This window comes from Noviherbaspirillum humi (genome assembly GCF_900188095.1).
GTDB classification, from domain to species: Bacteria; Pseudomonadota; Gammaproteobacteria; order Burkholderiales; family Burkholderiaceae_D; genus Noviherbaspirillum; species Noviherbaspirillum humi.
Genome location: NZ_FZOT01000001.1, coordinates 289532 through 313858, shown reverse-complemented (window position 1 = coordinate 313858; position 24327 = coordinate 289532). Strand labels below are relative to the sequence as shown.

The 24327-nt window shown below is 61.7% G+C and carries 18 protein-coding genes and 1 pseudogene; 6 read left to right on the top strand and 13 right to left on the bottom strand.

Features of this window, described 5'->3' with window-relative positions; genetic code table 11:
- Positions 1-384: 384 nt before the first annotated feature.
- Positions 385-3393, top strand: a complete 3009-nt coding sequence (locus CHB88_RS01495; protein ID WP_143131100.1) for a hypothetical protein — start codon at positions 385-387, stop codon at positions 3391-3393.
- Positions 3394-3814: 421 nt separating this feature from the next.
- On the opposite strand, the pseudogene CHB88_RS01490 reads toward CHB88_RS01495, so the two are convergent.
- A pseudogene (locus CHB88_RS01490) lies at positions 3815-4189 on the bottom strand (AMP-binding enzyme); the annotation flags it as partial.
- A 304-nt stretch (positions 4190-4493) separates the two neighbouring features.
- Between CHB88_RS01490 and CHB88_RS01485 the strand changes: the two are divergent.
- A complete protein-coding gene (locus CHB88_RS01485) occupies positions 4494-5534 on the top strand; it encodes an IS630 family transposase (protein ID WP_425436051.1) in 1041 nt (346 codons plus the stop codon).
- Positions 5535-6295: 761 nt separating this feature from the next.
- Here CHB88_RS01485 and CHB88_RS01480 read toward each other — a convergent pair.
- Entirely contained in the window at positions 6296-7954 is a 1659-nt protein-coding gene (locus CHB88_RS01480; protein WP_089397509.1) for a long-chain fatty acid--CoA ligase, read from the bottom strand.
- A 195-nt stretch (positions 7955-8149) separates the two neighbouring features.
- On the opposite strand from CHB88_RS01480, the gene gstA reads away from it, so the two are divergent.
- Both gstA and CHB88_RS01470 read left to right on the top strand, forming a co-directional pair.
- A complete protein-coding gene (gene gstA / locus CHB88_RS01475; RefSeq protein WP_089397508.1) occupies positions 8150-8761 on the top strand; it encodes a glutathione transferase GstA in 612 nt (203 codons plus the stop codon).
- A 46-nt stretch (positions 8762-8807) separates the two neighbouring features.
- Entirely contained in the window at positions 8808-9296 is a 489-nt protein-coding gene (locus CHB88_RS01470) for a metallophosphoesterase family protein (protein WP_089397507.1), read from the top strand.
- Here the strand turns inward: CHB88_RS01470 and CHB88_RS01465 are convergent.
- The 7 genes from CHB88_RS01465 to mnmC1 all read right to left on the bottom strand — a co-directional run bounded on the left by CHB88_RS01465 (position 9293) and on the right by mnmC1 (position 20034).
- A complete protein-coding gene (locus CHB88_RS01465) occupies positions 9293-10942 on the bottom strand; it encodes an NAD(P)/FAD-dependent oxidoreductase (RefSeq protein WP_089397858.1) in 1650 nt (549 codons plus the stop codon). The two genes, CHB88_RS01470 and CHB88_RS01465, sit on opposite strands and share 4 nt — an antisense overlap.
- 213 nt (positions 10943-11155) lie before the next feature.
- On the bottom strand, positions 11156-11605 hold the full coding sequence (locus CHB88_RS01460; RefSeq protein ID WP_089397506.1) for a PA2169 family four-helix-bundle protein: 450 nt from the start codon (positions 11603-11605) through the stop codon (positions 11156-11158).
- A gap of 39 nt (positions 11606-11644) precedes the next feature.
- Entirely contained in the window at positions 11645-12415 is a 771-nt protein-coding gene (locus CHB88_RS01455; protein WP_245844640.1) for a DUF4142 domain-containing protein, read from the bottom strand.
- A gap of 377 nt (positions 12416-12792) precedes the next feature.
- Positions 12793-14358 carry a SpoVR family protein gene (locus tag CHB88_RS01450; RefSeq protein ID WP_089397505.1) on the bottom strand — a complete coding sequence of 522 codons (1566 nt, stop codon included), beginning with the start codon at positions 14356-14358 and terminating at the stop codon, positions 12793-12795.
- Positions 14355-15623, bottom strand: a complete 1269-nt coding sequence (locus CHB88_RS01445; protein WP_089397504.1) for a YeaH/YhbH family protein — start codon at positions 15621-15623, stop codon at positions 14355-14357. Before CHB88_RS01445 ends, CHB88_RS01450 begins: the two co-directional genes overlap by 4 nt.
- Before the next feature lie 110 nt (positions 15624-15733).
- A complete protein-coding gene (locus CHB88_RS01440; protein ID WP_089397503.1) occupies positions 15734-17656 on the bottom strand; it encodes a PrkA family serine protein kinase in 1923 nt (640 codons plus the stop codon).
- Between the two features lie 536 nt (positions 17657-18192).
- Positions 18193-20034 carry an FAD-dependent 5-carboxymethylaminomethyl-2-thiouridine(34) oxidoreductase MnmC1 gene (mnmC1, locus tag CHB88_RS01435; RefSeq protein ID WP_245844638.1) on the bottom strand — a complete coding sequence of 614 codons (1842 nt, stop codon included), beginning with the start codon at positions 20032-20034 and terminating at the stop codon, positions 18193-18195.
- A gap of 118 nt (positions 20035-20152) precedes the next feature.
- Between mnmC1 and CHB88_RS01430 the strand changes: the two genes are divergently transcribed.
- Positions 20153-20686 carry an SET domain-containing protein gene (locus tag CHB88_RS01430; RefSeq protein WP_089397502.1) on the top strand — a complete coding sequence of 178 codons (534 nt, stop codon included), beginning with the start codon at positions 20153-20155 and terminating at the stop codon, positions 20684-20686.
- 21 nt (positions 20687-20707) lie between these two features.
- Here CHB88_RS01430 and CHB88_RS01425 read toward each other — a convergent pair whose 3' ends face one another.
- Positions 20708-21322, bottom strand: coding sequence for an MSMEG_1061 family FMN-dependent PPOX-type flavoprotein (locus CHB88_RS01425; protein WP_089397855.1), 615 nt, complete (start codon positions 21320-21322; stop codon positions 20708-20710).
- 169 nt (positions 21323-21491) lie between these two features.
- Between CHB88_RS01425 and CHB88_RS01420 the strand changes: the two genes are divergently transcribed.
- Positions 21492-21971 (top strand): L,D-transpeptidase, encoded by a 480-nt coding sequence (locus tag CHB88_RS01420; protein WP_089397501.1) that lies wholly within the window; start codon positions 21492-21494, stop codon positions 21969-21971.
- 9 nt (positions 21972-21980) lie between these two features.
- On the opposite strand, the gene CHB88_RS01415 is transcribed toward CHB88_RS01420, so the two are convergent.
- The 3 genes from CHB88_RS01415 to CHB88_RS01405 all read right to left on the bottom strand — a co-directional run bounded on the left by CHB88_RS01415 (position 21981) and on the right by CHB88_RS01405 (position 24188).
- Positions 21981-22400 (bottom strand): BLUF domain-containing protein, encoded by a 420-nt coding sequence (locus tag CHB88_RS01415; protein WP_176442282.1) that lies wholly within the window; start codon positions 22398-22400, stop codon positions 21981-21983.
- A 110-nt stretch (positions 22401-22510) separates the two neighbouring features.
- Positions 22511-23398, bottom strand: coding sequence for an NAD(P)H-hydrate dehydratase (locus tag CHB88_RS01410; RefSeq protein ID WP_089397499.1), 888 nt, complete (start codon positions 23396-23398; stop codon positions 22511-22513).
- A 19-nt stretch (positions 23399-23417) separates the two neighbouring features.
- The gene (locus tag CHB88_RS01405) at positions 23418-24188 is read right to left on the bottom strand and encodes a histidine phosphatase family protein (protein ID WP_089397498.1); all 771 of its coding nucleotides are present in this window, start codon (positions 24186-24188) and stop codon (positions 23418-23420) included.
- Positions 24189-24327: the final 139 nt, after the last annotated feature.

Genomic DNA, 24327 nt, shown 5'->3' with positions numbered 1-24327 from the left:
CGCATTCGGCATTGCTCTTGACTAATCTCCGACGCACATCGCCGTCCCGCTGCCACAACTTCAAGCGCCAGACTACCGTGCATTGGATCAGCTTTTGCTACCTAGTTCCAAACTGCACGTGCAGTCGTCCATTGCCTTGTATCGATTAAATCAACCTCATCTAGTAAGTACCCTCGTATCAAAAGGCGAAGATTGAAGGCTACTCAGAAATAAAATTGCGAAATTGCGAAATTGCAAATCTCGATCGATATGGCTCAGCGTTAATAGATCGCTCATCGTAGCGGCGACGCAAATTGCAGTGAACATCATCGTTTTCAACCGATATTTTTGACACCCGTAACACGTCTTGCCTCATTGCTGATCTGATTTTTAAAGGATGCTGCCATGTGGAAGAAACCATTTCCTAAGCTGATCAAGTTTAATACGGCGATCCATACTGGTTCCATGCAACCTGGTGCAACAGCCTCTGTGCCGAAAGTGGCTTTCGTTCCGCCAGCCGAATCCGCAGCATCTGGTCTATCAGCGGAGATCATCCAAGTATTAAAAAATGCGTCGGGCGCCACGAACGCAATAAAAGCGCTACCTGTACCACAACAAGCGCCTTCCAAAGTAGGCAATGCGCTCGCAGGCGCGCTTGGCTTCCTGGGCCCTTCCGAAGCTGAACTCAACTGGTCCAAGCTCACCGGTGAAATTCCCTGGGCACTATCGCAGCGCGATCTGCAGATGAGCGAGATCGCTCTCGACAAAGCCGCAAAACTTAAAATTCGGCTGCCTTTGCTTGAGGCGAAAAATAAGCTGTCCATGCAGCAGAAGATTGCGCTGAGCCGGCTTGCCGCAGGTCTTGGCGAACTGCTGACTTCCGATCCCAACAAGCGAACCGATCCGGCCTTTCTCGCCATGTTCACGCGAGTCATGGTCACTGCATTCGGATCGCCAAATGGCTTACGCGAGTTGCAGGACAGGTACGTGAAGAACGCCAACACCTCTTCGCCACCACCAACGACAGCGAGACAGTCAACCGCAGGCTACAAACTTGGGCAGGTCGGCACTCAGGAGGGCCAAGCGACGCAGGCAAAGGCAAGCGCATCGACCACGCCATCATCCTCGGCGCCTATTGCCATATCCACGCCACAGCAGCAAAGCCACGCCAATCGTCTCGCCAACGAGTTCGCCGCTGGCATCATCAGCGGCAACGCCAAGTGGGATCAAGAGCGCCTGCTAGCCGGCGATTTGCCGGGGCTGTACGAAGCGGGAAAGAAGAAAGTGCTTGAAGCCGCTCTGCCGGAACCTCTCGCCACGTATTGCCTGGATACGCTCACCGTCGCCATCTACAACAAGCTCATCCATGCGGTGCTGGACGATAAGGTGGATAACAAGCGCGCCATCCCGGTTGAACGGGTGCGCGGCATCATCGAGGGCATCCGGGCGATTCATTTGCGATTCAGCGGATCCGTAAGCTTGTTTGGCATTCCGATGGACGACGCTGGATTCACCACGCTGGCGCAACGGCTTTGGAAAGATGCCATCGACGGTCGTATAAGCGCTGCCCGGCAGCGCTCTCCCTTCAAGGCGGTGGTGTTCGATCGGTCAGGTGTTCCCCAACCGGTGATGCGAGTTGAGAACAATGGGCCTGGCATCTCGATTCCAGGCGGCGGCGGTGCACCAAATCGCTCTTATATCGCCACTCTGACGCTCTATACCCAGGATGGCAGCGCCTGGATCGGCTTTGGCAACCCGCAGGCCAAGCCGCCCCGGGTGTACCCCATACCCGCAAACCGGCTGGATCTACTACCGCCGGGCGGCAATACACGCGACACGCGCTGGATTCAGCGACTGCGCAATTACGTGCTGGCGCAGCGCAAGAGCGGCGCTGTTGCCGAGGCCGCGTTTGTCCCATTGCCTGGGCAGTCGCCTCGCTCGTCGGGCAACTTACCGCAACAAGGCGGGCAGCCGCAGCCGCTTCAGAAGCCAGCCATCAATCCCACCGGCGGAAGCGACTCCGCTGCCGCAGCGGCGGAGAAATACGGTGTCAGTGAAGGGAATGTGCGGCGGGTCATGCAGGCTACCGGAATGACGCCCGAGCAGGCGGCTGCCTTCTTGGCAGCTCAAGTCTTGGGGGCTGGTTGGCGTAACAATCCAAGTGGTGGAAGCACTGGCCAGAGCGACCCTGTGGGTGGTAGCGATGGCACGGCTTCTGAAGATGAACTCGAGAAAACGAATGCGGCGATACTTGATCAAATACGAACTGCATCGACCGAGACACTGAACAAGTGGCTTGCAGAAGTGGAGTTTAGTGAACTTCCACCGCTTATTCAGCAAGCAATCCGACAGAATAAAGCGTTTGGGTATGTCATCGATAAGGGAATAAGAAATATTCTGCGAACCGCCGCTCCTGCCTTGGAGCCTGCCAACCCACCGGATGAATCTATCCCGACCAATATAGAGTCCTTTTCGGTTGAGGCTCACTCAACAATTAGGTTTGTCCCGTCTGGGACTGTAGATTCAACCTCAGCAAACGTGGATGGAAAGTTTTATGGCGAAATAACGTTAACCAACAATGGAAGAACTTTCGTTACTCACGGATTGACGCATCAATTCGATTTTTATCTCCCCGGCCACGATATGGCTCATGTGGTAACCGGCTTAGGGATAGAAGCAAAAATTGCTGCGGTGGGAAGCAATATCGAAGAATTGAACGATCCCTTCATTGAAGCGGAATTATTTGGCTTGGCTGAAGCTCTTAGGGCACTTCCCGAATTTGCAAAAACGGTAACTGCGAAACTGCCAATTGTTGACGAACTCTGGGGAGATTTGACCAAGGGAAAAAGTGACCTCGACGAACGCCAGATGGCAACGAAGCTCAAGGTCAATGCAGTTACCGTAATTACCGATTTCTTCAACAGGACTGGGTACAACACATTTATGGGCAATATTGAACCCAATACGCCCTATATGAACCAGATAAGAGACTTTGTGGAAAATGGCACCAATGAACTTGTAGCTGATCCCAGCAAGCCCAACGTTTACCTTTACGAGGTTCCGCAAAACATCGTCACAACATTCAAGCTGGTATTTCAAAACCTTCTGTCAACCAACCCTCGGTTCAAGGAAGAAATAATCCAGAACTGCAGACGCTACATTGATTTTGTTGGCAAAGCGAAGCTTATGATGCAAGACAAAGAGACAACGCCTCGGCAGATTTCGACTGAATTGGCGCTCTCGGGCGAAAGTACTAAAGCAATGCATCAAGAGTTGATTCGCGGTCTCAAGGCGTTGAAGAGGCTTTACCCTGGAATGCAAAGTATCGACGGGTTGATCCGGTACTCTGAATTCATTCTTCAGCAAGGCGAAAGCAGCGATCGGCACAGCGAAAGCAACCAGCGCAAAAATTGATTTCTTCAGGTTTGATATCTTGGGATCTGTAACTGCAAGCCGTTCCTCATTTTGATTCAACGGAAATTTGGCGGAAGCATGCTTTCCGCATCAGACGACTCACAATCGAAAAAATTTTCTCGTTTTACAAATTCATCACATCAAACCTTGGCTTTCCCCACACAAAAAAAAATTGGATCATGAGCAGAGAAATAAAAAATTGGCTGCCGTCACTTGACCGTGATGACAGATTTTCGTCTTTTCCGGTGCCAATATTGGCGGCACAACCTCATCGTGCCGCACCGACGACGACACCAAAGAGGGAATGCAATACAACGCCAAATGGGTAATGAATTCGACATTGCCAGCGTAATCCCACTTTGCGAATCAATGAGTCAATCAGGGATCACGCAGCGCTCAAGCCCTGCGTGACATTCTTACCTCACTTCGCCATTTCCCTTTCCTGCAAGACCCGCCACATCACTTTCCCCGTAGCCGACTTCGGCAAGGCCTCTACAAACTCCACCAACCGCGGCGTCTTGTACGCCGCCATCTTGGCATGCGCCCACTCGATGATGTCCTCGGCGCTGGCCTCGACGCCTGCCCGCTTGGCTACCACCGCCTTCACCGTCTCGCCGCGATAAGCGTCGCGGGCGGCGATGATGCAGCATTCCTGCACCGCCGGGTGCTGGTACATCATGGCTTCCACTTCCGCCGGCCAGACCTTGAAGCCGCTGGCGTTGATCATGCGCTTGAGGAGATTAATGAAAAAAACTGCTCTCTCATTCGTATAGCAGATGTCGCCGAAATGAAAGAAAAGCAATTTTTTGTTGCCGTCTCTGCTCGATATGTCTGGCAATCGACGTCTCTTTAAGCCGTTCTGAACGAAAAACCTACATCCGCTTCCATCATTCGAAACTGGCGTGCCAACTTGCCTTGGCACATCGTTTGCTAATGGCTGTTCGTCCAGTTCATTTAATTTATTGATCCGGCCTTGATATATCGAGCCTGACTTTCGATCAAGCAACGCGTTATGTAGCCAGCGGGTTGTCGAAATTGTGCATCGGATATTGGCATCCAAGGGATTGACGACCGATACGCAGGAGCCAATCATGGAACCGATGGAGCAACGCAGCGATAGTCGACTGCTGCCAGTGGTGGTGTTGAATGAACGGCGGCGGCGCGCCGTGAAACTGTATTTGAGCGGCATGACGTACGACCAGGTCAGCGCCTTGTGCGAAGTATCGCGCAACACGGCCATCAGCGCAGTCAGGGCGTACCGTGAGGGCGGCTGGGCAGCCGTGCCGGTGCAGCAGCATCGCGGGCCACGGAAGGGAGAAAACTGTTTGCTCGATGCCCGCCAGCAGCAGGCGATTCAGGCGTTGGTGGCCGAGCATACACCGGATGAGCTGGGCTTGCCGTTCGCGCTGTGGAGCCGGGCGGCGGTGGCAGCACTCATTGCGCAGCAGACCGGCCAGCGGCTGATCGTGCGCACCACGGGCAAGTACCTCAAGCGCTGGGGCTATACGCCGCAAAAGCCCTTGGAACGTGCCTACGAACAAGACCCGGTGGCGGTGCAGCGCTGGCTCGACGAGCAATACCCGGTCATCGCCGGCCGGGCGGCGGCCGAAGATGGCGAGATTTACTGGGGCGACGAGACCGGCTTGCGCAGCGATGACGTACGTGGGCGCAGTTATGCCCCTGCTGGTGATACACCGGTGGTGCGGCCGTGTCATCGACGGGAAAAGGTGGATCTGATCTCGGCGGTGACGAACAAGGGTGAGGTGCGCTGGATGATGCTCAAGCAGGCAATCAATGCCAACCTGCTAATTGGCTTCCTGCGCCGCCTGGCACACGAAGCCAAGCGCAAGGTGTTCCTGATTCTGGATAACCTGAAGGTGCATAAGGCGCCAGAAGTCGTGGCCTGGCTGAACAAACACCGAGCGCAAATCGAAGTATTTTATCTACCGAGCTATAGCCCGGAATTAAACCCGGATGAACTGCTCAATGCGGACCTGAAGCAGGCGATGTCAAAGTTGGCGCCACGGCGCGGCCAGGGCGAATTGAAACGGGCCGTTGCCAGCTACCTGCACAAGCTGGCCAATATGCCGGCCCGCATCAGAAAGTATTTCGAGCATCACACGGTCGCTTACGCAGCATGACACCGTTTCAGTTCAACAAAACAGGGCCGGCTCAATAAGTGGAGTGCCGAGGAAAGAATATGTAAGTCAAAACAATATTGTTCGCTCTGGGTTTCTAACGCCTCATAAACAATCTAATGGGCCAAGCTGCATTCTAAGCACAAAGATTGATAAGACTGGACCGGGTAACTATACAGTTAAAGGCATTGGTGAAAACAAAAATCATGGACTTGTCAGAGTGGATGCTGCTGTATATGACAATAGAGTCCAAGGCGGCAAACATATTTCAGTGGCTGAGCCTTACGTGGCACAGGATAGCAGGCGCGTGAAGCTTGAGATACCGAATGTTGGCTCGGGAGGAGTAATAAAGTTCGAGATAAGGTGCGACGGATCTCTGGTGCCTAACGGTTTACCGCCTGTCATAAATGTGACTTTGCCTGATTAAAAATCAAAGTCATGAAGAAAAGCGATCTTATTGCATACATTCAAAGAATAATCTTCCGACGGCTTAAATTCCCCGGTTTTCGCATTGATGTTCCGAGCTTTAAGAATGCTCAAGATCGCTTTGGTGTGTAGCCCCGGCCAGTGGGGCGACCGGTTTCTCTTATTTGACAGGTTGATCTGTCGTTCAATCCGGAATGTTTGCCGCACAATGGAGCAACCGCTAAGGTGTAGTACCCACAATTTGATCAGGCAGTTGCGAGCTTATACGAAGCTATTTCCTCGAATGCAAACATCCTGCTGAAAAGCGCCCGCGGACCAAATCTGCGGGGCTTCCTGTCTCACTTCGCCATCTCCCTCTCCTGCAACACCCGCCACATCACCTTCCCCGTCGCCGACTTCGGCAAGGCCTCTACAAACTCCACCACCCGCGGCGTCTTGTATGCCGCCATCTTGGCATGCGCCCACTCGATGATGTCCTCGGCGCTGGCCTCGCTGCCGGGGCGCCTGACCACCACCGCCTTCACCGTCTCGCCGCGATAGGCGTCACGGGCGGCGATGATGCAGCATTCCTGCACCGCCGGGTGCTGGTACATCATCGCTTCCACTTCCGCCGGCCAGACCTTGAAGCCGCTGGCGTTGATCATGCGCTTCAGGCGGTCGGTGAAGAAGAAGAAGCCTTCCTCGTCCATGTAGCCGAGGTCGCCGGAGCGGAAGAAGCGCTTGCCGTCGAGTTCGGCAAAGGCGTCGGCGGTTTTCTGCGGGTCGTTCCAGTAGCCCTGGAACACCTGGGGGCCGTGCAGCCAGATCTCGCCCTGCTCGCCCTGCGGCACTTCCTGGAAGGTGACCGGATCGACGATGCGGGCGTCGACGTTGAAGTAGGGCACGCCGAGGCATTGCTGCTTCATGCGATGCGGCGGGTTGACGTGGGTGGCGGCCATGGTTTCGGAGAGTCCGTAGCCTTCCATGTAGGTCTGGCCGGTCAGCTCCAGCAGCTTCTGCGCGATGGCGGCCGGCATGGCGGCGCCGCCGCCGGAGATGCGCTTGAGGCCGCTGATGTCGTACTCGCCGAGGCGCGGGTTGGAGAGGAAGTCGATCATCATGGTCGGGATCAGCGTCCAGCCGGTGACCTTATAGCGGGTGATCAGCTGGCCGGCGGCGTCGCGGTCCCAGCGCGGCAGCACGACGATGGCGCCGCCGCAGTAGATGGCCGAGTTCATCACCGACTGCATGCCGGTGACGTGGAAGAAGGGCAGCACCGCCAGCGTGACCTGGTCGGCGACGGTGGCGCCGGACCAGGTGGGGCTGGCGACGGCGTTGAACATCAGCGAGCGATGGGTATGCACGCAGCCCTTGGGCTTGCCGGTGGTGCCGGAGGTATAGGGCATGCAGGCGAGGTCGTCCGGGCCGGCCTGGTGCGGTCCCGGCTCGCAGCCGGCGGCGAGGGCGTCGTTCCAGGTCGCCACGCCGTCCTGCGCCGGCACGTTGCGCGGGGCGCGCACGAAGTCGGGCACAGTGAGGTCGGTCGGCGCGGTGAGGTAGTCGGAGTAGCTGGCCACGATGGCATGCGTCAGGCCGGTGTTGCCGACCAGCGGCGCCAGGCGCGGAAACACTTCCTGGGCGGCGATGGCGACCGACGCGCCGCTGTCTTCCACGTAATGCTGCAGCTCGTCGGTCATCAGCATCGGGTTCACCGGCACCACCATGGCGTCGGCGCGCAGGATGGCGAAGTAGGCGATGATGAACTGCGGGCTGTTCTGCATGTCGAGCAGCACCCGGTCGCCCCGCGCCACGCCGCATTGCTGCTGCAGATAGCCGGCCAGCAGCCGCACCTGGCGGTCCAGCTCGGCGTAAGTCAGGAGCGCGTCGTAGAAGATGATCGCCGGCCGGTTCGGATAGCGGCGCGCCGATATCTCGAGGTTCAGGTAGACGCTGGTTTCCGGCGTGGAAATGGCATAGGGCATGCCCGCCGGCCAATGGGGGTAGTGGGTGGTGTTCATTGTCTCCGCCTGCTGTTTTTGGATTTGGCCCGGACGATTATAGCCTTCATGGCAAGCGGGCGGCATGCGCCGGTTGGCGGCGCTTGAGGCTGCGCAGGCAGGAGCAGGATCGCGCCGGCTGCGCTACCATCGCACTCCGGATTGACGATTTGTTCAGTTCCGCCTCACCGCATGATCCCTATAGGAGCCTGACGAATGAAACTCTATTTTTCCCCCGGTGCCTGCTCCCTGTCCCCGCACATCGTGCTGTGCGAAGCCGGCTTCGACTTCGAGACCGAGCGGGTCAATCTGGCGGACAAGAAGACCGCCAGCGGCAACGACTACCGCCAGGTGAATCCGCGCGGCTATGTGCCGGCGCTGCAGCTCGACAGCGGCGACGTGCTCACCGAAGGTCCGGCCATCGTTCAATACCTCGCCGACCAGGCGCCGCAGAGCAAGCTGGCGCCAGCCGCCGGCAGCATGGAACGCTACCACCTGATCGAGTGGCTGAACTTCATCTCCACCGAGTTGCACAAGAGCTTCAGCCCGCTGTTCCGCCCGACCACGCCGGAAGAGTACAAGACCATCGCCCGCGACAACCTCGCCAATCGGCTGGACGCGGTGGCCAATCAGCTGGGAGGCAAGGACTACCTCACCGGCAACAGCTTCACCGTGGCCGATGCCTACCTGTTCACCGTGCTGAACTGGGCGCCGCGCGTCGGCATCGACCTGAGCCGCTGGCCGGCGATCGGCGCCTACCAGCAGCGCGTGGCCGCCCGTCCGGCGGTGCGCAAGGCGATGGTGGCGGAAGGCCTGATTCCGGCTTGACTCACGTCGAGACGAAACCCGGTGATCGATCCGGTGTCGTAGCCGCATGACGACGAACAAACCGGATCGCCTGGGCCTCGTGATCGGCCTCATTTCCGATACCCACAACCTGGTGCGGCCGGAAGCGCGGCATGCGCTGGCCGGCGTGGACTGCATCATCCATGCGGGCGACATCTGCGCGCCCGAGGTGCTGGAAGATCTGGCGAAGATCGCGCCGGTGCTGGCGGTGCGCGGCAACAACGACCGCGGCGACTGGGCGCACGGCTTGAACGAAGTCGAAACCCTCACCGTAGAGGGCGTGCGCATCCTGGTGATACACGACCTGAAGGAACTGCGTCCGGAGGATGCGGCCGGGGCCGACGTGGTGATCAGCGGACATTCGCACAAGCCGCAGATCAGCATGGAAGGCAAGGTCATCTACATCAACCCCGGCAGCGCCGGGCCGCGCCGCTTCAAGCTGCCGATTTCAGTGGGCTTCCTGGAGATCGAGGCAGGCAGGCGCAAGCCGCGCCTGCTGACGCTGGAAGTGGATTAGTAGGTCTGCATGCCCGGCGCCGAGCCGCCCTGGGCATCCTCGCGCCCGACCAGGCTGAGCGCCACGGCTTCCGCCACCTTGATGCCATCCACCGCGGCGGAGAAGATGCCGCCGGCATAGCCCGCGCCCTCGCCGGCCGGGAACAGGCCTTTCACGTTCATGCTCTGGAAATTGTCCTGGCGCTTGACCCGCACCGGCGACGAGGTGCGCGTTTCCACGCCCGTCAGCACCGCGTCGTGCATTGCATAGCCGCGGATCTGGCGGTCGAAGGCCGGAAAGGCTTCGCGCATGGCTTCGATCGCATATTCCGGCAGGCTGGGCGCGAGGTCGCCGAGGTGCACGCCCGGCTTGTAGGAGGGCAGCACCGAGCCGAATTCGGTGGAGGGCCGGCCGGCGATGAAGTCGCCCACCAGCTGGCCGGGCGCATCGTAATTGCCGCCGCCGAGCTCGAAGGCGCGCGACTCCAGCGCGCGCTGGAAATCGATGCCGGCCAGCGGATGGCCGGGATAGTCCACCGCCGGCGTGATGCCGACCACGATGCCGCTGTTGGCATTGCGCTCGTTGCGGGAGTACTGGCTCATGCCGTTGGTGACCACCCGGTTCGGCTCCGAGGTGGCCGCGACCACCGTGCCGCCCGGGCACATGCAGAAGCTGTACACCGTGCGCCCATTGCTGGCATGGTGCACCAGCTTGTAGTCGGCAGCGCCGAGCAGCGGATGGCCGGCGAACTTGCCGAAGCGGGCCTTGTCGATCAGCGATTGCGGATGCTCGGCGCGGAAGCCGATCGAGAAGGGCTTGGCTTCCACATACACGCCGCGGTCGTACAGCATCTGGAAGGTATCGCGCGCGCTGTGGCCCACTGCCAGCACCACATGGTCGGTATCGATCACCTCGCCGCCTTCCAGCACCACGCCGCGGATGCGGCCGTCCTCGATGTTCAGGTCCACCACCTTGCTCTGGAAGCGGAATTCGCCGCCAAAGGATTCGGTGGTGGCGCGCATCGCCTGCACCATCTTCACCAGGCGGAAGGTGCCGATGTGCGGCTTGCTGACGTACAGGATTTCCGGCGGCGCGTAAGCCTTGACGAACTCGGCCAGCACCTTGCGCCCGTAGTGCTTCGGGTCCTTGATCTGGCTGTACAGCTTGCCGTCGGAGAAGGTGCCCGCGCCGCCTTCGCCGAACTGCACGTTCGATTCCGGCTGCAGCACCCGCTTGCGCCACAGGCCCCAGGTATCCTGGGTGCGTTCGCGCACCGCCTTGCCGCGCTCCAGGATGATGGGCTTGAAGCCCATCTGCGCCAGAATCAGGCCGGCGAAGATGCCGCACGGACCGGTGCCGATGACCACCGGCCGCTTGCCGCCGAAGCTTGCCGGCGCCTGGGCGACGAAGCGATATTCCATGTCCGGCGTGCGGCCGATATTGGCCACGCCCTGGAAGCGCCGCAGCAGCGCTTCCTCGTCGCGCACTTCCACGTCGAGGGTGTACACCAGCAGGATGGCGCTCTTGCGGCGGGCATCGTGGCCGCGGCGGAAGATATTGAAGCCGAGCAGATCCTGTTCCGGTATCTGCAGCCGCGCCAGCACGGCGGCTTTCAAGTCTTCTTCGGGATGGTCGAGCGGGAGGGTTACTTCATTCAGTCGCAACATGCGCAGGGGTTCCGGAAAATGATGGGCGGCGTTGCAGCGGAGATGAGGCAAGGCCGGCAAGCCGTTGAGCGCCTGAACGGCGCTCCAGAGAGGGCGCTATTTTACTCCAGCCCGCCAGGCGCCCCATGCCGCGGGCCGACTGTCCAGCCGCAAAAAAAGCCGGCGCCTCCCTTGCGAGAAGGCGCCGGCTGGCGGCAATACGGCTGCGCCGCGTCAGGTATTGCGATACTGCTCGCGCAGGCGCTTCACCTGATCATGATTCTGCAGCACGCCCTGATACTGGCGCTCGACGACGGAACGCACCTCCGCCGGCAACTCCTTTTCCAAGGCCTGGCGATAGCTCTTCTTCGCCACGTCCTCGCCGCGCTCGCACTCTTCCAGCACCGCCTTGTCGTCCTTGCCGGTGACGAGCGACTTGATGTCGACCCAACGCCGATGCAGGGTGCCGGAGACGCTGCTGCCGGTCTCCGGCTTGCCGCCGTAGCTGGTCACCATCTGCTGCAGCTCGGCTGCTCCCTTGGCGCATGCCTGGGAGCGATTGGAAAACAGGGTCTTGAGCTGCGGGTCGCTGATGTCCTCGGCGCAGACGCGAAAACCTTCCTCGCCATCCTTGCAGGTTTCGATCAGATCATTCAATACGGAAACGACGTCGTCCTTATCCATAATTTCTCCATTGTCCAGATGTCGATATCGGGGATGCCGTCATTTGCCGAGCTGCGAGCCGCTGCCCGAGCTGGCGCTGCCGCTGGTACCGGAGCTGCCGGAAGCGGTGTCGCCCGACTTCGGCTTGTCCAGCTTGGTGTTGCCGAATGCCGCCTTGGTGGCGCTGGTGCGGCCGGTGGTGTCCTGGGCCAACTTCAGGTGGCCATCGACGATGGGCTGCATCTTGGCGGCGAGCGCTTTCAGATCGGCATCGCCGGCCTTGGATTGGGCTTTTTCCAGCAGCTTGTGGGTGGCCTTGTGGTCCGCGAGGCCGCCCTGGGCCATGTATTTCTTGTCGAACTGCTCGGCGGAGAGCTTCTCCAGCCCCTTCATCGCGGCCTTGTGCTTGGTGTCCGGCTCGGTCGGCAGATCCACGCCCTTGGCCTGCGCCAGTTTCTGGAGGTCATCCATGCCCTTGGTATGGTCGTCGATCATCTTCTGGGCGAAGGACTTCACGCGCTCATCCTTGGTTTTTTCCAGCGCCAGCTTGCCTGCAGCCACTTCCGAGAGGTTCGCGTGGGCAAGGTCTCGCATCATGCGCTGGTCGCCGCGGCTCATGGTGCTGCTGCCGCTCTTGCTGGCAGCCGCTGCCTTGTCCATGCCGCCGGCAGTGGCGGTGCCAGATGCGGACGTCTTGTCGGAGGAAGAGGCGGCGCTCGACGGGGTGCTCGGGCTGGCGCCGGTGGTTTGCGGGTGGACGGATGCGGCGCTGAACATGACGGCCAGCGTTGCAGCCCCCAGGATGTGCGGCATGTGCTCACGTTTTAACATGGAAATCTCTCCTTGGTCTGGTTCGAAACAGGTGCCGGATGGCGATGCGATGGTCGAAGCAAGACAGACTCAGGCAATGGTCGTGCCAATGCTGCAACAAGCGCGATGGCACGGCGAACACCAGGGAAAGAGACGCGAAAGCGGGAAAGGACGGCGGTAAAGTGTAGAAGCGACTACAGGAAAGATGCAAAAATTACAGCAGCGAACTGTAAATGCGAACATGCTTGACGGCAGGAATTGCCGACAGGATTCGGCAGCACCTTCGCTGAAGTCTTCACTCAGGCCTCAGGTGAGCGCGTTTGCAGGACGTGCCGTCTGCGGAGGCTCCATGCATTGCCATGCATCCTTCCGGCCCGGATGCATGGCAATGCGAGGCGTCAGATACGATGCTGCTTCTCGTGCTTGCACTCCATGCGGGTGATCATGTTGCCGTCCGGATCCACCGTTTCCATGCGCACGTCGAAGCCCCACAGGCGGGTCACATGCTTGAGCACTTCCTCTGCCTGCTGATTCAAGGGCCGCCGCATGTACTGATTGTGACGCAGGGTCAGCGCCCGGTCGCCATCGGTGTCCACCGACCAGACCTGGATGTTCGGTTCCCGGTTGCCGAGATTGTATTGGCCGGCCAGCTGCTCGCGGATATGGCGGTAGCCGGCTTCGTCGTGGATGGCCGATACGGTCAGGTTCTCTTCCTTGTCGTCGTCGAGGATGGCGAAGAAATGGAAGTCGCGGATCAGCTTCGGCGACAGATACTGGGCGATGAAGCTCTCATCCTTGAAATTGCGCATGGCGAAGTCGAGGGTGCTCTTCCAGTCGCTGCCGGCGATGTCGGGGAACCAGCGCCGATCCTCTTCGGTCGGGTCCTCGCAGATGCGGCGGATGTCGCGCATCATGGCGAAGCCGAGCGCATACGGGTTGATGCCGCTGTAGAAGCGGCTGGTCACCGGCGGCTGGTACACCACGTTGGTATGGCTTTGCAGGAACTCCATCATGAAGCCGTTGCCGACCACGCCCTCGTCGTACAGCTGGTTCAGGATGGTGTAATGCCAGAAGGTGGCCCAGCCTTCGTTCATCACCTGGGTCTGGCGCTGCGGATAGAAATATTGCGCAATCTTGCGCGTGATGCGCACGATCTCGCGCTGCCACGGCTGCAGCAGGGGCGCGTATTTTTCGATGAAGTAGAGCAGATTTTCCTGCGGCTCTGCCGGAAAGCGCTTGGGCGCGTCGATGGCCGCGGCTTCGTGCTTGCGCGGGATGGTGCGCCACAGGTCGTTCACCTGCGACTGCAGGTAGCGCTCCCGTTCCTGCTGGCGCTCGCGCTCCTCGGTGATGGAGAGCCGGGCCGGCCGCTTGTAGCGGTCCACGCCGTAGTTCTGCAGCGCGTGGCAGGAATCGAGCACCATCTCCACCGCATCGATGCCGTAGCGCTCCTCGCACTCGGTGATGTAGTTCTTGGCGAACACCATGTAATCGATGATGGCGTCGGCATCGGTCCAGGTGCGGAACAGGTAGTTTCCCTTGAAGAAGGAATTGTGGCCGTAGGAGGCATGCGCGATCACCAGCGCCTGCATCGTCAGGCTGTTCTCCTCCATCAGGTAGGCGATGCAGGGATTGGAGTTGATGACGATCTCGTAAGCCAGGCCCATGTGGCCGCGCTTGTAGCTCTTCTCGGTCGACATGAAGTGCTTGCCGAACGACCAGTGGCTGTAGGACACCGGCATGCCGACCGATGCGTAGGCATCCATCATCTGCTCGGCGGTGATGACCTCCAGCTGGTTCGGGTAGGTGTCGAGGCCGAAGCCTTCGGCCACGCGGCGGATCTCTTCATGCGCCTGCTCGATCAGCTCGAAGGTCCACTCCGATTGCTCCGGCAGGCGCACCGGACCGCTCTTGCGGCGCGAGGACTTGCGGGCGGGCTTCTTGGTGGCGGTGGCTGTGGTCATGTGGTCTGCTTCTTGAACAATTCGCGGAACACCGGATAGATGTCGGCCGGCGACTCGATGCGCTGCATGGCGAAATTCGGCTGGGTCTCGGCGATGCCGGCGTACTCTTCCCACAGGTTCTGCGGCTCGCCCTCGGTGATCTCGACATAGGCGAAATACTGCACCGCAGGCATGATGCGGTTGACCAGCAAGTCGCGGCAGGTCTTGGAATCGCTGTCCCAGTTGTCGCCGTCGGACGCTTGCGCGACGTAGACGTTCCAGTCGGTGTTGGCGTAGCGCTCCCGGATGATCTTGTCGAGCAGATGCAGCGCCGACGACACCACCGTGCCGCCCGACTCGCGCGAGTTGAAGAATTCATCCTCGCTCACTTCCGACGCCTGGGTATGGTGGCGGATGAACACCACCTCGATCTTTTCATAGGCGCGGGTCAGGAACAGGTAGAGCAGGATGAAGAAGCGCTTGGCCGCGTCCTTCTTCGCCTGGTCCATGGAACCCGACACGTCCATCACGCAGAACATCACCGCCTGGCTCGACGGCTTGGGCACCTGCACCCGGTTGCTGTAGCGGAGGTCGATCGGGTCGATGAAGGGAATGGCGTTGATGCGGAAGCGCAGATGGCGGATTTCTTCCTTCAACGCCAGCACCCGGTGATCATCCTCGTGCACCGTCTTCAGCAGCTGCTCCAGTTCATCCTCCGCCTCGCGCAGGCGGGCACGGGAACCGCCGCCGACGGCGATGCGCCGGCCGAGGGCGCCGCGCAGCGAACGCAGCACATGGATGTTGGAGGTGGTGCCGGAAAGCTTGAAGCCGGCGCGCTGCTGCTTGAATTCGGTGATCGATTGCAGCTGGGTCTTGACGAGGTTGGGCAGTTCCAGATCCTCGAAGAAATACTGCATGAACTCTTCGCGGGTCAGCTCGAAGCCGAACTCGTCTTCGGTGGTTTCCTCGCTGTTGCTGGCCTTGCCCTTGCCGGCGCCGCCACCGCCGCCCTTGGGCCGCTGCAGCTGGTCGCCCTTCTGATATTCCTCGTTGCCGGGACGCACGACTTCCCACACGCCGCCGGACGCATGGCCGAAAGTAGGCTCATTGATGTCCTTCACCGGGATCGAGACTTTCTCGCCCTTCTCGATGTCGGTGATGGAACGCCCTTTCACCGCGCGGGCAACGGCTTCCTTGATCTGCGACTTGTAGCGCCGCAGAAAACGTTCACGATTGCCTGCGGACTTGTTCTTGCCCTGCAAGCGCCGGTCGATGAGATAAGCCAAATTGCCTCCTGCTCATGCGGCCGCCGATGCCATCCGGCGCCCGCTTTCTGTCGATGCCGCGTGTCGCGCTTGGCTGCTGCGGCGGGGCGGCATGCCGCCCCGCCGCCCTGTTACGACGCCTTGCGCACCCGCAGATACCACTCGCACAGCAGCCTGACTTGCTTGGCGGTATAGCCCTTGGCCACCATGCGCGAGACGAACTCCTGATGCTTGTTGGCATCGTCGGCGCTCGCCTTGGCGTTGAAGGAAATCACCGGCAGCAGATCCTCGGTGTTGGAGAACATCTTCTTCTCGATCACCGTACGCAGTTTTTCATAGCTCGTCCACAGCGGATTCTTGCCATTGTTCTGCGCCCGCGCCCGCAACACGAAATTGACGATCTCGTTGCGGAAATCCTTCGGGTTGGAAATGCCTGCCGGCTTCTCGATTTTCTCCAGTTCGCCGTTGAGCGCTTCGCGGTCGAAACTCTCGCCGGTGTCGGGATCGCGGAACTCCTGGTCCTGGATCCAGTAATCGGCGAAAGTCACGTAGCGGTCGAAGATGTTCTGGCCATACTCGGAATAGCTTTCCAGGTAAGCCGTCTGGATCTCCTTGCCGATGAAGCCGACATAGCGCTGCGCCAAATACTCTTTGATATAGGCCAGATACTTCTGTTCAATCTCGCCCGGGAATTGCTCGCGTTCGATCTGCTGCTCCAGCACGTAGAGCAGGTGCACCGGGTTGGCAGCGACTTCGGTATTGTCGAAGTTGAAGACCTTGGACAGGATCTTGAACGCGAAGCGGGTCGAGAGACCGTTCATGCCTTCATCCACGCCGGCGTAATCCACATACTCCTGCTTGGACTTGGCTTTCGGGTCGGTGTCCTTCAGGTTCTCGCCGTCGTAGACCTGCATCTTGCTGAAGATGCTGGAATTTTCCGGGTCCTTGATGCGCGAGAGCACCGCGAACTGGGCCATCATCTTCAGGGTTCCCGGTGCGCAGGGTGCATTGGCGAGGGATGAGGTACGGATCAGTTTCTCGTAGATCTTTACCTCGTCCGATACGCGCAGGCAATACGGCACCTTCACGATATAGATACGATCGAGAAAGGCCTCGTTGTTCTTGTTGTTGCGGAAAGCTTTCCACTCCGACTCGTTCGAGTGGGCCAGCACCACGCCTTCGAAGGGAATCGCGCCGAAGCCCTCGGTGCCCTTGTAGTTCCCTTCCTGGGTGGCGGTCAGCAGCGGATGCAGCACCTTGATGGGCGCCTTGAACATCTCGACGAATTCCATCAGGCCCTGATTGGCGAGGCACAGGCCGCCGGAGTAGCTGTAGGCGTCGGGATCGTCCTGCGAATAGGTTTCCAGCTTGCGGATATCGACCTTGCCCACCAGGGAGGAAATGTCCTGGTTGTTCTCGTCGCCCGGCTCGGTCTTGGCGATGCCGATCTGCTTCAGCACCGACGGATAGCGCTTGACCACGCGGAACTTGTTGATGTCGCCGCCAAACTCGTGCAGGCGCTTCACCGCCCAGGGACTGGGGATGGCGCGCAGGTAGCGGCGCGGGATGCCGTAGTCTTCTTCGAGGATGGCGCCATCCTCGGCTTCGGAGAACAGGCCGAGCGGCGACTCGTTTACCGGAGAACCCTTGATGGCGTAGAAGGGCACCTTCTCCATCAGCTGCTTGAGCTTCTCGGCGATCGACGATTTGCCGCCGCCGACCGGGCCGAGCAGATACAGGATCTGCTTGCGCTCCTCCAGGCCCTGGGCCGCGTGCCGGAAATACGCAACCACCTGTTCGATCACTTCCTCGGTGCCGTAGAACTCGCGGAACGCCGGATAGATCTTGACGACCTTGTTGGCGAAGATCCGCGACAGGCGCGGATCGTTGCGGGTGTCGAGCAGCTCCGGCTCGCCGATGGCTTCGAGCATGCGCTCGGCGGCAGTGGCATAGGCCATCCGGTCTTTCTTGCAAATCTCCAGATACTCCTGGAGCGAGTACTCCTCCTCCCTTGTCCGTTCGTACCGCGATGCATAGTTGTCAAAGATTTTCATGAGGGATCCTTTGATTAAATCGACCGGTAGATGGGAGAGTGCTTTCCACTCCGCAATTCAATAATACGCCGTCTTCCAAACGGTCAATAGGGGATTTTCACCACAAACCTCAATTAATTTTGAGCCGTCACAAAGGTTCAAAAAAACCGTGTGGAGGCCGTCATCCTGACGTCGGTCAAATGCGTTTAACAAAAATGTGCCTGCACAATTTTTAAGCACCGTTAAGTTCGACCCCGAAGCTTGATCGACATCAAATGCGTGCGCATCCCGTTCGCGCCGAGCACCCTTTTCATGGGAGGTGCGCATCCCGGTCCGCCGCTTCCCTTTTCCTTGCTGCCGCATGACGCGCCCGCATGTTTCGTTTATACCAGCTTGTAGCGAAAGCGCACTATGAAGAAGGTCACTCGCAGAGGCATTCGGTATTTTTGACTTCCGTGCAGCGTGTTTGATTGGCGTATGGCAGCATGCACTGATCTAGCTCAATGCCATGAGAGCCTGCTTTGTGAATGCCCGGGCCAGCTGCCGGGTCGAGCGTGTCAGCGCGACGTCGTTCCGCGCCGATGCATCTTCAACAAGAAGCGCGCCGGGTCGAGGGCTGCCGACTGATCGCGGCTCATCGGCAGGATGTCGCCATCGAGCCGGTCGGCGAGCAGCTCCGCCATATAGCTGGCCCAGATCAGGCCGCGCGATCCGTAAGCCAGCAGCGCATGCAATCCCGGCAGGCGCGGCACGTCGCGCAGGCGCGTGCCTTGAAGCGGCGCGTCCGCATCGGACAGGCTGCCGGCCAGAGGCAGGCGATCGGCCGACACGCAGCGAAAGCCCACGCGCCCATCGAGCGGCATGCCGCGCAGGCTAGCGGCGACGCCGGGCAGCATGGCGGCGAGGCGCGCAATGTTCTCGTCCTGGCTCTGCTGCCGCAGCGCGCGCTCATCATCCATGTCATAGGAAGCGCCGAGACAGCTGACGCCGTTCGAGGGACGGGTGAGGTAGGCATCGCCGCAGATCACCACCGGCAATGCCGGCACGCTGTCAGCCGGCACATGGGTCACCTGTCCGCGTATCGATTGCAGCGGCAGATGCGCCGCCTGCGCCAGGCCGAGCGCGCCGGCGCCGTTGGCGAGGATGACCACCGGCGCGCTGGCGAGGAGACGGTCTTCGCCATCAAGCATCTGCCAGCGGTTTTCGACGCGCTGCAGCCGCGCCACCTGCTGGCCGTAGCGCACATCCACCTGCGAACCGCAGGCCCGCAGCAAGGCACCGCAGACGCTTGCCGGATGCACCCAGGCGCCCTGGGGAAACAGCCAGCCGCCATGCACGGCGGCGCCATCGGCCAGCCTCGCCGCATCGGGCGCATCCAGCCAGCGGGCATAGCCGCCGGGATAGGCCAGCGCGGCGGCGCTCTCGCGCTGCAGGCGCGCATCGTCTTCGCTGGCGGCAAGCTGCAGCACGCCGCAGGATTCGCCGACGATGACTTCGCCGATGCCGCCGATGCGGCGCCACAACTCAAGACTGAACAGGTAGGCGGCGCGGGCAAGCTGCGAGGTCAGGTTGTCATCGCGTGACAATAGCGGCATGACGATGCCGGCCAGATTGCCGGAGGCTTCCATCGCCGGCGCCGCATGACGTTCCAGCAGCGTGATGCGCCAGCCGCGCGCCGCCAGCCGTTCGCAGGCCGCGCTGCCGGCGAGTCCGGCGCCGATGACGATCGCATGACGCTCGTCCGGCGGCTGCGATGCGCCGGTCCTGGCCCAGCGCGGCGCATGGCGCGCCACCAGCAGATCGTCGAGCGCTGCATCCGTCGCGGCGCAATCGAAGCCATCGCTGCGCAGCAGCGGCTGCCATCCGGGCACGGGGTTCGAGATGCTCAGCGTCGCCTGCGCCGCGGCGAGGCGGCCGGGACGCATCGGCGCCAGCGCGCCATCGACGTGCAGGGCATCCGCCTGGCCTTCGATCTCGTCGAGGCCGATGTCGCCGAAGACCAGGGTGAGCGTCAGTCGCCCCGCGTCCAGCAGCAGCCGGTGAAAGCCGCGCACCAGCGGCGGCCAGGCGTCGGCCAGTTCCTGCGCCAGGGGCAAGGCTTCGGATTGCGCAGCATAAGCGCGCACCCATTCGCCGCCTTCGAATGGCCGCGGCAACAGCGCGACATAGTGCAAGCGGCGCGGCGCCTGCGGATCGGCGCGCAGCGCCCGCCAGAGCGCGAACAGCATGGCGCCGCCGCCGAAGCCGGCATCGAGGAAGGTGAAGCGTTCGCGCCGCTGCCAGCGCTGCGGCAGTCCATGCGCCTGCTGCAGCACCCGGCGGGCGTGCTGCAGCCCTTGCTCTGCGAACGACGGGTCGGCCGGAAGAAGCGGGAGGGGATTCAGCGGAAGGCCAGGCATGGATGCATCGGATTTGAGATGGCTCGTACGAACCTGCATTATCGGGCAGCGCTTTAAATTACAATGATAGCCCGCGAGCCGCCGCCCTGATGGCGGCTTTCCTCATCCCGAACCGAGAATGAAACCTTCCAAGAACACCAAGAGCAGTCCTGCCGCCGCACCCGCCCCGTCCGCAGAAAAGCCGTTCTATGCAGTGAGAGACTCCAAGGTCCATGGCAAGGGCGTATTCGCGACCCGCAAGATCCCGGCCGGCACCCGGATCATCGAATACGGCGGCGAGCGCATCAGCTGGCGCAAGGCGGAGAAGCGCCATCAGGCGCAGGACAGCGAGTCCGGCCATACTTTCTTCTTCAGCCTGGAGAGCGGCCGCATCATCGACGGCGGCAGCGAGGGCAACGATGCGCGCTGGATCAACCATTCCTGCGCGCCGAACTGCGAAGCCCGGGAAGAGGACCGCAAGGTGTACATCTACGCCGTGCGCGACATCGCGCGCGGCGAAGAGCTGAATTACGACTACGGCCTGCAACTGGAGGAGCGGCATACCGCCAAGCTGAAGCGCATCTACGGCTGCCGCTGCGGCGCGCCGGAGTGCCGCGGCACCATGCTCGCGTCCAAGCGCAAGCCGGCGGCGAAGAAGGAAGCGGCCGCCTGAAAGCCGATTCCTGAATGAGATCTAGGCCCCGGCCGGTTCCGGCCGCGGGTCGTATTTCGCATCGCCGGGCGCGCCGCCGCGCTGCGCCAGCAGGGCTTCCGGCGTCGGCAGGCGCGACGCATCGACATGGCTGGCGCCGTCCCACAGTCCGGCTTGGGCCACCGAGCGCGAGCACTGGAAGAACACCGACTCCACGCTGACCACGATCACGACCTTGGGCGGCTTGCCTTCCTGCGTGAACCGGGACAGCAGCGCCGGGTCGACGCTGATGCGGGCGCGGCCGGCCACGCGCAGCGTCAGCACCGCGCCGGGGATCAGGAACAGCAGCGCCACCCGCGGATCGTGGATGATGTTGCGCAGGCTGTCGATGCGGTTGTTGCCGCGCCGGTCGGGCAGCACCAGGGTCTTTTCATCCAGCACCTGCGCCACCGCGCCAGCATCGCCGCGCGGCGAACAGTCGAGTCCGCCTGCGCCGGCGGTGGCCAGGGCGACGAAGGGCGAGGCTTCGATCAGCTGCCGGTAGCCGGGGATGATGCGGTCGGATTCCTTGACGATCGCCGCCTTGCTGGGCGCATCGAACAGGGATTCCAGCGCGCTCAGGCTGGTGATATCGAAACCGGGATCGGGCAAAGACATGATTTCCAAACTTCCTCAAGGGTTCCTCATGGGCGGACCGCGGTTCGAGCTTACCAGAACCGGCTGGTTCGCAGCAGCCGCAAACGCGGCGTGATTGTGGACGCCGGGCGCTTGGTGCTATCGTTGTTCCCGCCGACGCTTCCTCGTCCCACCCGCTTAGCAGATTGACATGCCGCGCCTGATCATCAGCATTCCCGAACAACGCCTCAGCCTCGTCGAGGACGACGGAACCATCCGCCGCTATCCGGTATCGACCGCGCTGCGCGGCGCCGGCGAACGACGCGGCAGCCATTGCACGCCGCGCGGCCGCCATGTGGTACGGGCCAGGATCGGCGCCGGCCTGCCGGCCAATACGGTGTTCGTCGGACGTCGGCCGACGGGTGAAATCCATTCGGAAGAACTGGCGGCGCGGCATCCGGGGCGCGATTGGATATTGAGCCGCATCCTGTGGCTGTCGGGCTGCGAGCCGGGACGCAACCGCCTCGGCGAAGTGGATACCATGCGGCGCTACATCTACATCCACGGCTGCCCAGACAGCGAGCCCATGGGCGTGCCGCTGTCGCATGGCTGCGTGCGCATGCGAAACGCCGACATCATCGATCTGTTCGACCGGGTGCCGGCGGGCTGCGCGGTGGATATCGAGGGGTGAATTCGGGGGCTACTTCATGTTCTCGCGGAACATGGCCAGCAGCTGGTAGGCCGGCTCCGGACAATCGCGGAAGGCTTCGGCCGCCACAGGATCGCTCAGGAAGGCGCTGAATCCGTTCAGCGCGTCGGGCGACAGCTTGCTGACATTGTGGAAGCCCATGGACCAGTTCGGGAACTGCCGCTTGTCGATCGCCTGCTTCATCAGCAGGAATACATCCTTGTGGCGCTGGTCGCGCGAGATCTTGGCGAAGGTGGCTTCCACCGCCTCGTCGGGCCCTTCCAGGGTCTGGATGATGTTGCCGTCACGGTAGAGCAGCAGCCCGGTGATGCCGAGCTGCTCGTTGATCGGCCGCACTGCCTTGAGCATGTTGACCAGCTCGGCTTCGCCCATGAGCCGGACCGCCGAACTGAGATAGGTAAGGGATAGCATCGGAATCTCCCGGTCGATGCGCCGTGCAGATGGTCCCGCATGGTCGACGGGGAAAAGTTTATCCGCGTCCCCGGCGGAACGCATCCCATAAGTCTGTCATCCCGGCGGGCTCAATTGCTGCGCAGCGACCGCATCAGGCCCGGCACCTGGGCCGGGATGTCGCGCGCCAGATAGCCGAGCAGGCCGTCGGCGATCGACAGCCGCTCGCCGGCGCGGGCATGCAGCGCCACGCCCCAGGCGCAAGCCTGTTCCAGCGGCGCGCCGCGCGCCGCCAGGCCGACGATGATGCCGGCCAGGGTATCGCCGGAACCGGACACGGCCAGGCCGACATTGCCGCCGTCATGGCGCCAGGCGCGTCCGTCGGGATGGGCGACAAAGGTGGTGGCTCCCTTCATCGCCACCAGCACGTTCCAGCGGCGGGCCGCACGGCGGGCGGCGTCGAGCGGGTCGCGCTGGATGGACTCCTTGTCGTCGCCGGACAGGTGCGCCATCTCGCCGGCATGCGGCGTGATCAGCACCGGCGAATCGATGCGCCGGCCGTTCGCGAGCACCGCCATGGCGCTGGCATCGATCACCACGCTCGCCTCCCGCACGAGCGGAAGCAGCGCCGCGGCCAGCGCGCATGTCGCTTCCTCGTTCTGCATCCCGGGGCCGATCAGCACGGCGGCATAGCGCGGCGCCAGCTCGCGCAGCGGACCGAGCTCCGGCGCGATGGCGCCATCGTCGGTTTCCGGCAAGGCGACGACCCGCGCTTCGGGCAGGGCGATGGCCAGATGCAGGGCGATGCTCTCTCCGGTGGCCAGGGTGACCTTGCCGGCGCCGGCGCGCAGCGCGGCGTTGACGGCGAGCAGGGCGGCGCCCGGCATTTCGCGCGAGCCGGCGACGATCAGGGCGCGGCCGCGCTCTTCCTTGTCGCCCTCCATCGCCGGCATCGGCAGCGGCCATGCGCGCAGGCTGTCGTCGTCGATGAGCTGGATCTCGCCGTCGGGCTCGGTCATGGAGGCATCTCGCGCAAGGTCAGGATTTCGGTGCGGCCGGCATGTCCGGCTCCGCCGTCACCGGAGTGCCGGTTTCCTGCAGCGGCGCCAGGAAGTTGACCAGGCGCGGCACCAGCTTGCCATGCTTGCCCCGGGCCGGATCGAATTCATAGGACGTGACCGAGCAGTTGGGCACGTCGGCGGCGCGGTCGATCTCCAGAATGGCTCTTTCGTCCAGCCGCTCCAGCAGGTAACGGAAGCAATTGACGATCACCTGATGCCCGACGATCAGCACCCGCTCGCGCCGGTATTCGCGGCTGATGGTGTCGAGCACGCTGCGCAGCCGCAGGATGACGTCGCACCAGCTCTCGCCGCCCGGCGGACGGAAATAGAACTTGCCGACGTGGCCGCGCTGCTCGCTCAGCTCGGGGTACTTGTGGCGGATGCCGTAGGTGGTGAGGCGGTCGAGGATGCCGAATTCCTTCTCGCGCAGGCGCTCGTCGACCTGGAATACGATGTCGTCGATATCGACGCCGGCCGCCTCCAGCGCGATCTGCGCCGTCTCCTGCGCGCGCACATAGGAAGAGCACAGCACCACGCTCGGCCGCTGGTCCACGGGCATGGCGCCGAACCAGCGGCCGAGCGCCTGCGCCTGTTGCCGGCCCAGGTCCGACAGCGGCACGTCCATGTCGCGATGGGCGATGTCGATCAGTATCTTGCGCGCCGCCTCGGCCTGGTCGCGCGCGACATTGCCGGCGCTCTGTCCGTGCCGGACGATCCAGATGTGCTGCGGCCATTTCTGCTCGACCATGCTGTGCCTTTCCCGATATGTCTTGAATGACAAGCCGCGCCGGGTGAAGTTTCGTCAGGGATGCAGAAGCGGATGAGAAAGCAAAAGGGCGGCATGGATTCCATGCCGCCCGGAAAACGCCTAGACGCTGGCAGGGTCC